Origin of the sequence: Streptomyces sp. NPDC001980, assembly GCF_040296885.1 — a bacterium.
Classification (GTDB): Bacteria; Actinomycetota; Actinomycetes; order Streptomycetales; family Streptomycetaceae; genus Streptomyces.
The window spans coordinates 41,668-54,102 of the sequence record NZ_JBEOYD010000015.1 but is presented as its reverse complement, the minus strand read 5'-3'; the positions used below and the strand labels follow the sequence as shown (position 1 = coordinate 54,102).

At 73.6% G+C, this 12,435-nt stretch carries 9 protein-coding genes and 1 pseudogene; 4 read left to right on the top strand and 6 right to left on the bottom strand.

What is annotated here, in order from left to right:
- Positions 1-160 precede the first annotated feature (160 nt).
- A complete protein-coding gene (locus ABT137_RS23415) occupies positions 161-2,011 on the top strand; it encodes an RICIN domain-containing protein (RefSeq protein ID WP_351711886.1) in 1,851 nt (616 codons plus the stop codon).
- Between the two features lie 12 nt (positions 2,012-2,023).
- Here ABT137_RS23415 and ABT137_RS23410 read toward each other — a convergent pair whose 3' ends face one another.
- The 5 genes from ABT137_RS23410 to ABT137_RS23390 all read right to left on the bottom strand — a co-directional run bounded on the left by ABT137_RS23410 (position 2,024) and on the right by ABT137_RS23390 (position 7,557).
- Complete coding sequence (locus ABT137_RS23410) at positions 2,024-2,512, bottom strand: universal stress protein (protein WP_351712193.1); 489 nt, start codon at positions 2,510-2,512, stop codon at positions 2,024-2,026.
- A gap of 40 nt (positions 2,513-2,552) precedes the next feature.
- Positions 2,553-3,812 carry an arsenic transporter gene (locus tag ABT137_RS23405; RefSeq protein WP_351712191.1) on the bottom strand — a complete coding sequence of 420 codons (1,260 nt, stop codon included), beginning with the start codon at positions 3,810-3,812 and terminating at the stop codon, positions 2,553-2,555.
- A gap of 69 nt (positions 3,813-3,881) precedes the next feature.
- Positions 3,882-5,135, bottom strand: coding sequence for a polysaccharide deacetylase family protein (locus ABT137_RS23400; protein ID WP_351711884.1), 1,254 nt, complete (start codon positions 5,133-5,135; stop codon positions 3,882-3,884).
- A gap of 191 nt (positions 5,136-5,326) precedes the next feature.
- The gene (locus ABT137_RS23395) at positions 5,327-6,031 is read right to left on the bottom strand and encodes a DUF4232 domain-containing protein (RefSeq protein WP_351711882.1); all 705 of its coding nucleotides are present in this window, start codon (positions 6,029-6,031) and stop codon (positions 5,327-5,329) included.
- Between the two features lie 128 nt (positions 6,032-6,159).
- Positions 6,160-7,557 carry a serine/threonine-protein kinase gene (locus tag ABT137_RS23390; protein WP_351711880.1) on the bottom strand — a complete coding sequence of 466 codons (1,398 nt, stop codon included), beginning with the start codon at positions 7,555-7,557 and terminating at the stop codon, positions 6,160-6,162.
- A 46-nt stretch (positions 7,558-7,603) separates the two neighbouring features.
- On the opposite strand from ABT137_RS23390, the gene ABT137_RS23385 reads away from it, so the two are divergent.
- The 3 genes and pseudogenes from ABT137_RS23385 to helR all read left to right on the top strand — a co-directional run bounded on the left by ABT137_RS23385 (position 7,604) and on the right by helR (position 11,907).
- Entirely contained in the window at positions 7,604-8,152 is a 549-nt protein-coding gene (locus ABT137_RS23385) for an RNA polymerase sigma factor (protein WP_351711878.1), read from the top strand.
- Between the two features lie 168 nt (positions 8,153-8,320).
- Positions 8,321-9,520 carry a glycosyltransferase gene (locus tag ABT137_RS23380; RefSeq protein ID WP_351711876.1) on the top strand — a complete coding sequence of 400 codons (1,200 nt, stop codon included), beginning with the start codon at positions 8,321-8,323 and terminating at the stop codon, positions 9,518-9,520.
- A 220-nt stretch (positions 9,521-9,740) separates the two neighbouring features.
- Positions 9,741-11,907, top strand: a pseudogene (gene helR, locus ABT137_RS23375) (RNA polymerase recycling motor ATPase HelR).
- Between the two features lie 26 nt (positions 11,908-11,933).
- Here the strand turns inward: helR and ABT137_RS23370 are convergent.
- Entirely contained in the window at positions 11,934-12,377 is a 444-nt protein-coding gene (locus tag ABT137_RS23370; RefSeq protein ID WP_351711874.1) for a cupin domain-containing protein, read from the bottom strand.
- Between the last annotated feature and the right edge of the window lie 58 nt (positions 12,378-12,435).

Genomic DNA, 12,435 nt, shown 5'->3' with positions numbered 1-12,435 from the left:
TGCGGACAATTATTTTCGACCACCGCGTGCGCGAGGCCGCTTCCGGCGTGCCGAACCCCCCAACAAGCCCATCCGACCTAGACGTCGGCCGGGCCGCATATCGGTCACATACCAGACGGTATGGACCGAATCCCGCGTTGCGTCTGGAAGGAATGCAGCCGTGAATGACGCAGGCCTGGGGAATTCCCCTACCCCCGCCCGGCCGTTCGACGTCACCGACGAGCAGCTCAGCGCCGAGCTCAAGCAGTGGACGGGCACGGCACCCGCCCTGCACCCCGTCGGTGAACTTCTCGACCGGCACTGGGAAGCGGCCTTCGCCTACGCCCGTCTGTGCACCGACGGGACGCGCGGCGCGGGAATGCTCACCACCGCCGCATTCACCAGACTCTTCGGTGAATCCCTCCGCCAGGCCGGGCCGACTGCTGCTTGGCGCCCCCAACTCCTTGTCACCGTCCGCCGTATCGCCGCCGAATGGGACAACGACGGCCGCGGCGAACTGCTCCACCCCCAACTGCGCGTCGGCAAGGGCGAACGGGCCGCCTCCCGGCTGCTCCCGCCCGCGAACCGGCGGCTGCTCTCCCGCGCCTTCCAGCGGCTCACCCCGTCCTCGCGGACCGTGCTGTGGCACACCGAGGTCGAGTCGGAACCCCTGACGGCACCCGCCGCACTGCTGGGCCTGGACGAGCAGGACGCGCACGTCGAACTGCGCCGGGCCCGCGAGCGGATGCGCGAGGAGTGCATCCAGGTGCACCGCGAACTCGCCCACGAGGACGAGTGCCAGCGCTACGTCCGGATGATCGACGTGACCTTCCGGCGTGGCGGGATCGACGTCGACCGGGACCTCCAGCAGCACCTGAACGGCTGCAAGCACTGCCGGTACACCGCCGACCAGCTCCACCAGTTCAACGGCGGCCTCGGCATCGCCCTCGCCGAGGCCGTGCTCGGCTGGGGCGCCCGCGCCTACATGGAGTCCCGGGCCCGCCTGACCGAGGAGCCCGGCGAGCCCGAGGTCACGCCCGTCGGGGGGTTCGCGGGCGGCGAGGCGTTCGTGCCGCCCGCCGCTTCGGGCAAGGACCTGGTCGTGCACCCGGCCGCCTCCCGCCGCGCCAAGCAGCGGGCCGCCCGCCGGGTGCGCCGCCGCAACCTCACCGTGGCCGTGGGCACGGTGAGCGGCCTGGTCGTCCTGCCGCTGGTGCTGTGGTCGGTGCTCGGCTCCGGCGACGACAGCACCTCGGCCGCCGCCAAGCCGTCCGCCACGCCGGCCGGCTCCGCCACCTCCGGCCCGTCCTGGATCGGCACCAGCCGGACCACCCAGGGCACCCTGCGCGGCCGCCTGCACAACATCGCCTCCGGCCTGTGCATCGGCGTGGTGGGGAAGAAGGCCGTCGAGGGCGCCGAGACCGAACTCGCCGAGTGCTCCTCGGTCGCCAGCCAGCAGTGGACGTACGAGGGCGACGGACTGCTGCGCAACGCCGCGGCCCCCGACCTGTGCCTCGACTCGCACCTCGGCTACTCCGTCCAGCTCTCCCCGTGCACGGCGGCGGCCGGGACCAAGGCCAAGAGCGTCCACTACGACTTCACCCTCCAGGGCGCGCTGGTGCCCCGCTGGGACCAGGACCTGGCCCTCGCTCCGGCCGCCACCGACGGCGGTGGCGCGCTGGTGGTCAAGAACCGGACGAACGCCGGCGCCCAGCGGTGGGTGATGGACACCTCCCAGCCCGACCTGCAGATGCAGATCGTCAACTGGGACGCCGACACCACGCCGACCCCGACCGCGTCCGCCACCCCGACCACCAAGGCGGCGAAGCCCGCCACGCCGACGCCCACCCCGTCGGCGTCGAGGACGACCGCGCAGCCGACGCCGTCGAGCACCCCCAGCTACGACCCGTGCGTCGAGTACCCGGGCTACTGCTACGGCTCCGGGGACGGCCAGTACGGCGGCGGCTGGGGCGACGGCGGCGGTTACGGCGGTGGCTACGGCGGCGGGGGCGGGGGCCACCACGGGCACTGAGCCCGCGCGGGCTCAGGGGTGCGGCGGCGGGGGCGGCATCGTCGTCAGGTCCGGCGCGCCCTCCGGCCACACCAGCAGCACCGGGCAGGGCGCGTGGTCGACGACGAACCGCGCCGCCTTGCCCAGGCTGTGCGGCCCGAGCCGAGAGCGGTCGCCGTCCCGGGCCAGGACCAGCAGATCGGCGTCGCCGGCGGCGGCCACCACCTCCCGTTCGACCCGGCCGACCTGCTCCAGCCGGGTGCACGGCCGCCCCAGCCGGGCCTCGGCCGCGTCCAGCAGCTCCGCCGCCGACGTCCCGCCGAGCTCCACCAGCCGCCGCTCCGGGTCGGGTTCCGAGCCGGCCCGGCCCAGCAGTCCCGCGAAGGCGCCGTGCGCGAGCCCGGCCACCCCCGGCTCGGCCACGTGCAGCAGCACCACCTCGGACGCGTCCCGCGCGTAGCCGCGCGCCGCGTCCACACAGGCCGGCCAGGTCCCCTCGACCAGCCAGACGATCACCCGCATCTCCATGGCCTCCCGTCCAGATCCCGACCAGATACCCGACTCAGATCCCGACCACCTGGAGCGCCCCCCACAGTGCCACCACCGCCGCGCACAGCGCGGCCGGCACGGCGAGCAGCCCCAGCCGGGTGAACTCCCCGAGGTCCACCCCGTGGTCGTGCTGGTGCACGATCCTGCGCCACAACAGCGTGGCGAGCGACCCGGCGTAGGTGAGGTTCGGGCCGATGTTCACCCCGAGCAGCACCGCCAGCACCGCGCCCGGCCCGGCCGGGGCGGTCAGCGGCAGCAGCACCAATATCGCCGGCAGGTTGTTGACGATGTTCGCGAGGACGGCGGCGAGCGCGGCGATGCCGAGCAGCGCCGGCAGCCCGGTCCCGCCCGGCAGCACCTGGCCGAGGGCGTCCGCGAGCCCGTTGTCGACGACCGCCCGCACCACGATCCCGAGCGCCAGCACGAACGCCAGGAACGCGGGCGCGGCCGCCTTCACCACCGTCAGCGGGGTCGCCCGCCGCCGCAGCAGCGCCCGCCCGGCCAGCACCAGCGCACCCGCGCACGCCGCCCACGCCGGGTCGATGCCGACCGCCGAGGTGAGCACGAACCCGGCGAGCGTGCAGGCCACCGTCACCAGCGCGAACACCGGCAGCCGGGGCGGCTCGCCGGGGTCCTGGGAGCCCGGGGCCGCCGACGACAGGTCCCGGGCGAAGAACCGCCGGAACACCAGGTACTCGGCGCCGATCGCCACCAGCCAGGGCAGCACCATCAGCGCCGCGAACCGGGTGAAGCTCAGCCCGCTCGCCGCGAACGCCAGCAGGTTCGTCAGATTGGACACCGGCAGCAGCAGCGAGGCGGTGTTCGACAGGTGCGTACAGGCGTAGACGTGCGGCTTCGCCCGCACCCCGGACCGGGCCGCCGTCGCGAACACCACCGGCGTCAGCAGCACCACCGTCGCGTCCAGACTGAGCACGGCCGTGATCACCGACGCCAGCGCGAACACCGCGGTCAGCAGCCGCACCGGCCGCCCGCCCGACCAGCGGGCCATCCACGCCCCGCAGGCCTGGAACAGGCCCTCCACGTCACAGAAGTGGGCCAGTACCAGGACCGCGGCGAGGAAACCGACGACCGGCCCCAGCTGCTCGGCCTCCGCCCGCGCGTGGTCGAGGGAGATCGCTCCGGTGGCGGCGACGATCCCCGCCGCCGGTACGGCGAGCACCGCCTCCGGCCAGCCGCGCGGCCGGATCACGGCCCAGGCGAGGACGGCGGCGAGCAGGAGGACGGACAGGGTCTCGGCGAGCGGGGTGTTCAGGGCGCGTCCCTCGGAGGCGTGATCAAGTACGGCCCGCCCATGAAAGCAGATGACGGCAGACGGACCCGGTTACGAGGACGGGGTACCCGCCGCGCCCAGGAACTCCCCCCAGCCGCCCGTGGGCTCCTGCCCCGGGTTCAGCGTGCGCAGCGTCCGCAGCACCGCCGGGTCCTGCGCCTCCAGCCACGCCACCAGCTGCTTGAAGGACACGAAGCGCACGTCGTCGTGCTCGGCCATCTTGCCGATCGCCTCCTCGACGGCGTCCATGTAGATGCCGCCGTTCCAGCGCTCGAAGTGGTTGCCGATGAAGAACGGCGCCCGGTTGGTGGTGTACGCCCGCTCGAAGCCCGCCACGTAGCTGTCGCGGGCCTGGGTGCGCCAGGCGTCGTACTGGGTCTTGTCGCCCAGCGGATTGCCGGCGGACTGGTTGTACATCATGTTGTAGTCCATCGACAGGACCTGGAAGGAGTGCCCGGGGAACGGTATGGACTGCAGGGGGAAGTCCCAGATCCGGTTGCCCTGCACCTTGCCCGGCCAGATCTGCAGGCCGCCGGGGGAGGACGCGTCGTACTTCCAGCCGAGCGCGGCCGCGGTGGGCAGCAGGTTGGCCTGGCCCTCCAGGCACGGGGTGCGGCCGCCGATCAGCTCCTTGCGGTAGTCGAAGGGCAGCGGCTCCAGGTCGGTGAAGCCCGTGTTCGTCTTCCACTTGGTGACGAAGTCCATGGCCTGGTCGATCTCGCTGCGCCACTCGGCGGAGGACCAGTTGCGCACGCCGTCGGAGCCGCAGAAGTGCCCGTTGAAGTGGGTGCCGATCTCGTGGCCCTCCAGCCAGGCGGCGCGCACCTGCTGGAGCGTGTTGTGGATGTGCGGGTCCGAGAGGTAGCCGATCGCGGAGGCGCCGACCGGGTGCTGCGGGGGACGGTAGAGGTCCTTCTTGGACTCGGGCAGGGTGTAGATGCCGGAGAGGAAGAACGTCATCTTCGCGCCGTGGTCCGCGGCCACCTTGCGGAAGCGGGAGAACAGCTTGTTGCTGAGCTCGCCCGCGCCGTCCCAGGAGAACACCACGAACTGCGGCGGCTTGCTGCCGGGCGCCATCCGCGTCGCCTTCGGCTGGTGCGGCTGCGCGCCGGTGTCCGCGGTGGAGCCGTCACCGATGAGCTTCAGCGGCTTCGCCGACGCGCTGCCGCCCGTGCCGCCGCCCTTGCCGTCGGCCGAGCTGCTGCCGCCCAGCGTCCAGTTGCCGTTCGAGCATGCGGAGAGGGCGCCGAGGGCCCCCGCCGTCGCGCCCGCCGTCAGCACCCGCCTGCGAGAGATGCCGCTCATGTCCGTCCCCGATTCCGTCGTCCCGGCCCCTTGCGGAGCCCCGTTGCTGTGTGGTCGACGGGTTCGATGGCCGGTCCGGCGAAAAAGATCGGAGCTCGCCGTGCGTGTTGCACGCCTGTGACAGTCGTGGCCCGGACATGACGAACCCCGCTGCCCGGGGGAGTGGGCAGCGGGGTCCGGTCAGGGGGTGGTCAGGCGCCGGTGCCGGCGCTGAACACGCTCAGGCGTACCGAGGAGGCGTTCCCGGAGACCGGGACCGCGCCGTTCTTCCAGGTGACCTTCAGCGAGTCCTTCTCGTCCGGCGGGGTGACCAGCAGCGCGGCCGGCGTCGCCGTCTTGGCGCCGCTGATCTCCGGGCTGGAGAAGGTCAGCCCCGCCCAGGCGCTCTGGCCCGGCTTGAGCGTGACCGTCGTGGGGGTGCTGCCCGACTCGCGCTGCGGGTCGGGGCCGAGCTGGGTGCCGGAAGCGTTCAGGAAGGCGGCGCCCGGGAAGCCGCGCACGGTGCAGGTGCGGCCCGACTTGTTGGTGAGCACGACCGGGAAGTTCTCCTGACCGGCCCCCGGGTTGTTGCCGCCCACCGAGGCGGTCAGCTCCGAGGTGTGGCAGCGGGCCGCGGCGGCGCTGCTCGTCGTGGTGCCACCGGTCGACGAACCGCCGCCCGTCGCCGAGCCGCCGGTCTGCGACGCCGACGAAGATCCGGTGCTGGACGGGACGGCGGAGGTGTTCGAGGTGTCCGTGCTCGACGCGTTGCCGGTCGCGGGCGCGGCCGTGCCCGACACCGACTCCGGGGACTTGCCCTGACCGCCGTTGCCGCAGGCGGTCAGCAGGCCCAGGGCGGCGACCGTGCTCGCGAGCAGGGCCGCCCCGCGCCGCAAGGACTGGGACGTGTGCGCCATGTGTCTCACCACTCCTGGATGTGTCGTGGCACGTCCGAGAGGCGTGCCGGGGGCGCTCCGTGCGCCGTCACTCCCATCCGATGCGAGAAACGGCGGAAAAGTTCGGGGGCACGCCGGGATTCCTCGACTCAGGTGACCCGAAGGGACCGGAGTATGCCGTCCGTGACGGTCTTGTCGACGGCGCCCTTCTGCCGTACCTGCAGATACACCTGGGGCTGGCTGTCCCCGCCGGCCGGGCGCAGGGCCGCCTCCTGGATCGAGCCGCCCGCGCCGGAACAGCCGCTCCAGCTGCGGACGCGGCCCTTCCAGTCGGTGCCGGTGAAGTCGCGGCTGCCGTCGTAGTGGCAGCCGGAGTGGGAGAGGGCGTTCACCTTGGCGGTGACGTCCCCGTGCTCGCTCGCGCCGATGAAGACGCCGTTCACCGCGGTCGTCAGGTCCTGCCACTCGGACACGTCGTCGGCGACCTCCAGACCCGGCTCGTGCCCGGAGGCCAGCCCCAGGGCCTGCGGGTTCCAGCCGGAGTTCCGCAGCTCGCCCGCCCACCCGGACGGCACCTCGGCCACCACCCGCCCGGTGGAGTCGGCGACCCGCGTCTCGTCCCCCGCCGACCCGTTCCGGTCGACCATCGTGACCGCGAGGGCGGTGCCCCCGGCCGCGAGGACCGCGGCGACGGTCAGCGTGACCGCGTTGAGCCGCCTGCGGACACCGTCCAGACGCCGGGGCCGGCGGGCCGCCGCGGCCGCCGCCAGCCGGTCCAGTTCGTCCGCGAAGGCCTGCGCGGACGGCCAGCGCCGCTGCCGGTCCGGCTCCAGGGCCCGCATCAGCGCCCGCTGCACGTCCTCCCCGAGGTCCGGCCGCAGCCGCTCCGGCCGGATCACCCTCCCGGGCGCCGCCGGCACCGTCCCGGTGACCAGCTCGTAGCCGACCGCGCCCAGCGCGTAGACGTCGGCGCGGGCGTCGATGCCCTCGCCGGGCTCGGCCTGCTCCGGCGGCTGGTACCCCGCCGAGCCGGCGGCCAGGGTCAGCCCCGACGCCTGCGCCAGGCTCTTCGCCAGCCCCAGGTCGGCGAGGAGCACCCGCCGGGTGCCGTCCTGCGCGGTGCGCAGCAGCACGTTGGTCGGCTTGATGTCCCGGTGCACGATCCCCGCCCCGTGCAGGTCCGCCGCGCCGCGCGCCGCCAGCGCGGTCAGCCGCAGCGCGTCGGGGATCGGGAGCGGGCCGCCGCCGAGCAGGCCGGCGAGGGTGCCCGCGTCGGCGTACTCCATCACGAAGTACGGCCGCCCGTCCGGGAGTTCGCCGATGTCGTAGACCTGCACCACGCGCTTCGAGTCGGCCCGCCGCAGCAGCCGCGCCTCGGACAGGAAGCGGTCGTGGATGTCGAGCCGGTGGGACCAGTTGTCGGCGAGCACCTTCACCGCGACCGGGGCGTCCAGCTGGTCGTCGTGGGCGAGCCAGACCGTCCCGAAGGCACCGGTGCCCAGGCGCTGTTCGAGGCGATAGCGGCCGATCCGCTCCAGGGGTTGCATACGACTATCATGCCTGTCCTGAGATCGACTTCGAGGGGGACCTCCCGTGCCGGACGCCGCGCTGACCGAAGACCTCGCCCGGCGGGCCGCCGCCGGCGACCAGGTGGCCCTGAACCAGCTGCTCTCCGAGGTCTGGCCCGACGTCGTACGGCGCTGCGGGCGGTTCCTGCCGTGCCGGGAGGACGCCGAGGAGGCGGCCCAGGACGTGCTGCTCCAGATCTCCCGGAAGATCTCCACGTTCGAGGGCCGCAGCCGCTTCAGCACCTGGCTGTACACGGTCGTCGCCAACTGCTCCCGGCAGAAGTACCGGGACCTGAAGCGGCGGGCGGCGGAGCAGCCCGCGACCATCGAACCCACCGAGCACGTCGACCCGCGGACGACGAGTGTGATCGCCGGGTCCCGCATCGATCTGCTGGAGGCGCTGGACCGGCTGGAGCGGGAGCACCCGCAGCTGGTCGCGCCGCTCGTCTACCGGGACATCTGCCAGCTGGACTACGCCGAGGTCGCCGAGCGGGTGGGGATCCCGCTGGGCACTCTGAAGTCCCGGCTGCACGAGGCCCGCAAGCAGGTCCGGCCCTGGCTGAGCGCGCCGTGACAGCAGAAAGGGCCGCGCATCGGCGGCCCTGAGGAAACACAGGGCGAGGAGTTCTTCTCCTTGCCCTTCTTAACGTATAGCGCACTGGGGGGCTTGCGGCAAGGCCCCCCTCGTCCCGCAGAATCGCAGGCCGAAGCCAGGAACCGCGGTATTTGGGGGATACGCGACATGCGTGTGCTGTTGATGGGATATGGGTCGCGCGGCGACGTCGAACCGCTGGCGGGACTCGCGGTGGCGCTGCGGGAGCTCGGCGCCGAGGCGCGGGTGTGCGCCCCGCCGGACGAGGAGTTCGCGGAGCTGCTGGCACGTGCGGGCGTACCGCACGTGCCGTTCGGGCCGTCGGTGCGCGCGCTGGTGACCCGGCCGAATCCGGCACCGGAGGACGCGTTCAAGCTCGCGCCCGAGCTGGTGGCCGCGCACTTCGACACGGTCGCCCCGGCGGCCGGGGGCTGCGACGTGCTGGTGGCCGGCGGCCTGATGCCGGCCGGCGCGCGGTCGGTGGCCGAGAAGCTGGGCATCCGCTACGTGCTGGCCTGCTTCCACCCGGCCGGGCTGCCGTCCTCGCGCTTCCCGCCCGCGGGCCGGCCGGGCCGCCCGGCCCCTGCCGACGCCGACCTGCCGACGCTGTGGAAGGTGGACGCCGAGCGGGTGAACGCCCTGTACGGCGAGGCACTCAACACCCACCGGGCCGCGCTCGGCCTGCCCCCGGTGGACAACGTCCGTGACCATGTCCTCACCGACCGGCCGTGGCTGGCGGCCGACCCGGGGCTCGCCCCCTGGCAGGAGATGACGGATCTCGACCTCGTGCAGACGGGTGCCTGGCTGCTGCCGGACTCCCGCCCGCTGCCGGCCGACCTGGTGGCGTTCCTGGAAGCAGGCGCACCGCCGGTGTACGTCGGGTTCGGCAGCATGGCCATGCGCGGCACGCCGGACGCCGCCCGGGTGGCCGTCGAGGCGGTCCGCGCCCAGGGCCGCCGCGTGCTGGTCGGCCGCGGGTGGGCGGACCTCGCCCCGGGCGACGGCGACGACTGCTTCGCCGTCGGCGAGGTCAACCACCAGGCGCTGTTCCGCCGGGTCGCCGCCGTCGTCCACCACGGAGGTGCGGGCACCACGACGACAGCCGCCGTGGCCGGGGTGCCCCAGGTGGTCGTCCCCCAGATCGTGGACCAGCCGCGCTGGGCCGCCCGGGTGGCCGCACTCGGCATCGGCGCGGCCCACGACGGCCCGGTGCCGACCGTCGACTCCCTCTCGGCCGCGCTCGCGACCGCCCTCACCCCCGACACCCGCGCCCGTGCCGCCGCCGTGGCCGGCACGATGCGCACCGACGGAGCCACCGTGGCCGCCCGGCTGCTCCTCGACGGGGCCTGAGCCGCACGCACGGCCACCGCGGCGCCCCCATGAGGTGCGCGAGCCGAATCGGTCGTGGACGCGACCGGCCACGACGGCCCAGCGGTCCGTCCCGCACCGCGACCCGCAAGGAACCCTGGACGACGGTCGCCGTCCCCGCCCCCCCATGTTCGTCCCGTCCCCCCCGGACGCCCTGCCGTACGTGCCCGCGGCCGCACGGCCTCTCCACGGAGCTGATGCTTTGAACCCCCTGACCACCAGCGCCTTCGACCTGCCCGAACGGCTCTCCGCCAAGGCCGACCCGGCCCTGATCGCCGACGACGAGCGGCACCTGGCCGCCATCGCCGAGTGCCTCGCGGAGACGATCGCCGAGCTGTCCGACCGCCTCGACGCCGAGCTCAGGGCGCCGGGCGGCACCGGCCGGGCCGCGATGGACCGGGACGTCGAGGTCCACCGGCTGACCGGACGGCTGCGCACCCTGCGCCGCTTCGGCCTGGACCTGTGCCTGGGGCGCATCGTCGCCGCCGACGACCCGGAGCCCGTGTACATCGGCCGCCTCGGCCTCACCGACAGCACGGGCCGCCGACTGCTGATCGACTGGCGGTCGCCGGCCGCCGAGCCGTTCTTCGCGGCGACCCACGCCGACCCGGCGGGGCTGCGCAGCCGGCGCAGGTACCGCTGGACGGACGGCCGGATCAGCGACTACTGGGACGAGGTCTTCACCGCCGACGGGCTCGACGGGCATGCCGCGCTCGACGACCAGTCCGCCTTCATCGCCAGCCTGGGCGCCGACCGCTCGGAGCGGATGCGGGACGTGCTCGCCACCATCCAGGCCGACCAGGACGCGATCATCCGCGCGGGATCCCGCGGCGCCCTCGTCGTCGACGGCGGCCCGGGCACCGGCAAGACGGTCGTCGCCCTGCACCGCACCGCCCACCTCCTGTACTCCGACCCGCGTCTCGGCCACCGCCGGGGCGGGGTGCTGTTCGTCGGCCCGCACCGGCCCTACCTGAACTACGTCTCCGACGTCCTCCCGAGCCTCGGTGAGGAGGGCGTGCAGACCTGCGTCCTGCGGGACCTCGTCGACGAAGGGGCCGGCGCTGCCGTCGAGACCGACCCGGAGGTGGCCCGGCTGAAGTCGTCCGCGGACATGGTGCGGGCGGTCGAGACGGCTGTCCGGTTCTACGAGGAGCCCCCGGCCCGGGGGATGACGGTCACCACCGACTGGGGCGGCCTCCGGCTGACCGCCGACGACTGGGCCGACGCGTTCCGGGCACCGGCTCCCGGCACTCCGCACAACGAGGCACGCGACCAGATCTGGGAGGAGCTCGCCACCATCCTGCTGGACAAGTACCGCGGCGACGACGTGGCGCCCGAGGAGTTCCGCAGGTCGCTGCAGCGGGACCGGGACCTGGTCGACACCCTCGACCGCGCCTGGCCGCTGCTGGAGCCGACCGACCTGGTCGGTGACCTCTGGTCGGTGCCCGCCTACCTGCGGCTGTGCGCCCCCTGGCTCGGCCGCGACGACGTGCGCAGGCTCCAGCGCGCCGACGCCCAGGCCTGGACGGTGTCCGACCTGCCGCTCCTGGACGCGGCCCGGCAGCGGCGACCCGGAGGCGGCCCGGCGCAAGCGGCGGCAGGAGGCCGTTCTCGATGCCCAGCGCGAGCGCATGGCCCAGGTCGTGGACAACCTGATCGGGGCCGCCCGGGACTCCGGCGCCGACGGCGACGACGGCGAGGGCCTGGTGATCATGCTCCGTGGCGAGGATGCCAAGGTCAGCCTGGTCGACGAGTCCGAACTGTCCGTCCCCGCCCCCGACCTGCTGGCCGGCCCGTTCGCGCACATCGTCGTCGACGAGGCCCAGGAGCTCACCGACGCGGAGTGGCAGATGCTGCTGCTGCGCTGCCCGTCCCGGAGCTTCACCATCGTCGGGGACCGCGCCCAGGCACGGCACGGGTTCACCGAGACCTGGCAGGAACGCCTGGCACGGGCCGGGTTGGACCGGATCGAGCTGGCCTCGCTCAGCATCAACTACCGCACCCCGGAGGAGGTCATGGCGGAGGCCGAGCCGGTCATCCGGGCCGTGCTGCCGGACGCCAACGTGCCGACCTCGATCCGCGGCGGCGGTCTGCCCGTGATCCACGGATCCGTGTCGGAACTGGACGAGATCCTCGGTACCTGGCTCGCCGCCCACGCCGAGGGCGTCGCCTGCGTGATCGGCGACCCCCGCTTCACACCGACACCCCGGGTCAGCTCGCTCACCCCCGAACTGTCGAAGGGACTCGAATTCGACCTCGTCGTCCTCGTCGACCCGGAGGAGTTCGGCACGGGCGTGACGGGCGGTGTCGACCGCTATGTCGCGATGACCCGCGCGACCCGGCAGCTGGTGGTCCTGACGAGCGACTGAGCAGCGCCCCGAAGGGGGCATCCAGGTCAGACGCCAGGTCGGGGAGCACGCAGATGGGCGCGCTGCCTCAGCTCCTCGGCCTCGACCAGTTCGAGCATCGGCTTGCCCGGCGCGCACATCATGGTGACCACGAACTCGGTCCTGGCATCGGCGAGGGCGTTGCCGTCCTGGTAGTGGATGACGTCACCGCCCGGCTCCCAGAACGTGCCGCCGGCCTCGACGATCCGCTCGGGCTCACCTTCCAGCTCGAAGCGGACCGCGCCCTTGACGACGTACCCGAACGCCGGGCCGGTGTGGCGGTGCGGTGGGGTTCCGGGATCGCCGGGTTCCCACTCGACGTGGATGGTCATCGCCGACGCGCCCTCGGGGATGGTGAGGGGCGCGGCGTCCTGGAGCACTTTCGCCGCCCGGGTCCAGCTCGGGCCGTCCGCGTCGTCGTCGGGATGAGCGTGCTGTGGGTTCTCCGACACTGAGCCGTCCCTTCCGCGTCCGGTGCCGAGCGTGATCGACTGTACGTCGGGCGGGCCC

Bases quoted from the DNA above. Each gene is read 5' to 3' on its own strand.
- ABT137_RS23390 (WP_351711880.1), bottom strand. From the start codon at position 7,557: ATGCAACCCCTGGAGCGGATCGGCCGCTATCGCCTCGAACAGCGCCTG.
- ABT137_RS23410 (WP_351712193.1), bottom strand. From the start codon at position 2,512: ATGCGGGTGATCGTCTGGCTGGTCGAGGGGACCTGGCCGGCCTGTGTG.
- ABT137_RS23395 (WP_351711882.1), bottom strand. From the start codon at position 6,031: ATGGCGCACACGTCCCAGTCCTTGCGGCGCGGGGCGGCCCTGCTCGCG.
- ABT137_RS23400 (WP_351711884.1), bottom strand. From the start codon at position 5,135: ATGAGCGGCATCTCTCGCAGGCGGGTGCTGACGGCGGGCGCGACGGCG.
- ABT137_RS23380 (WP_351711876.1), top strand. From the start codon at position 8,321: ATGCGTGTGCTGTTGATGGGATATGGGTCGCGCGGCGACGTCGAACCG.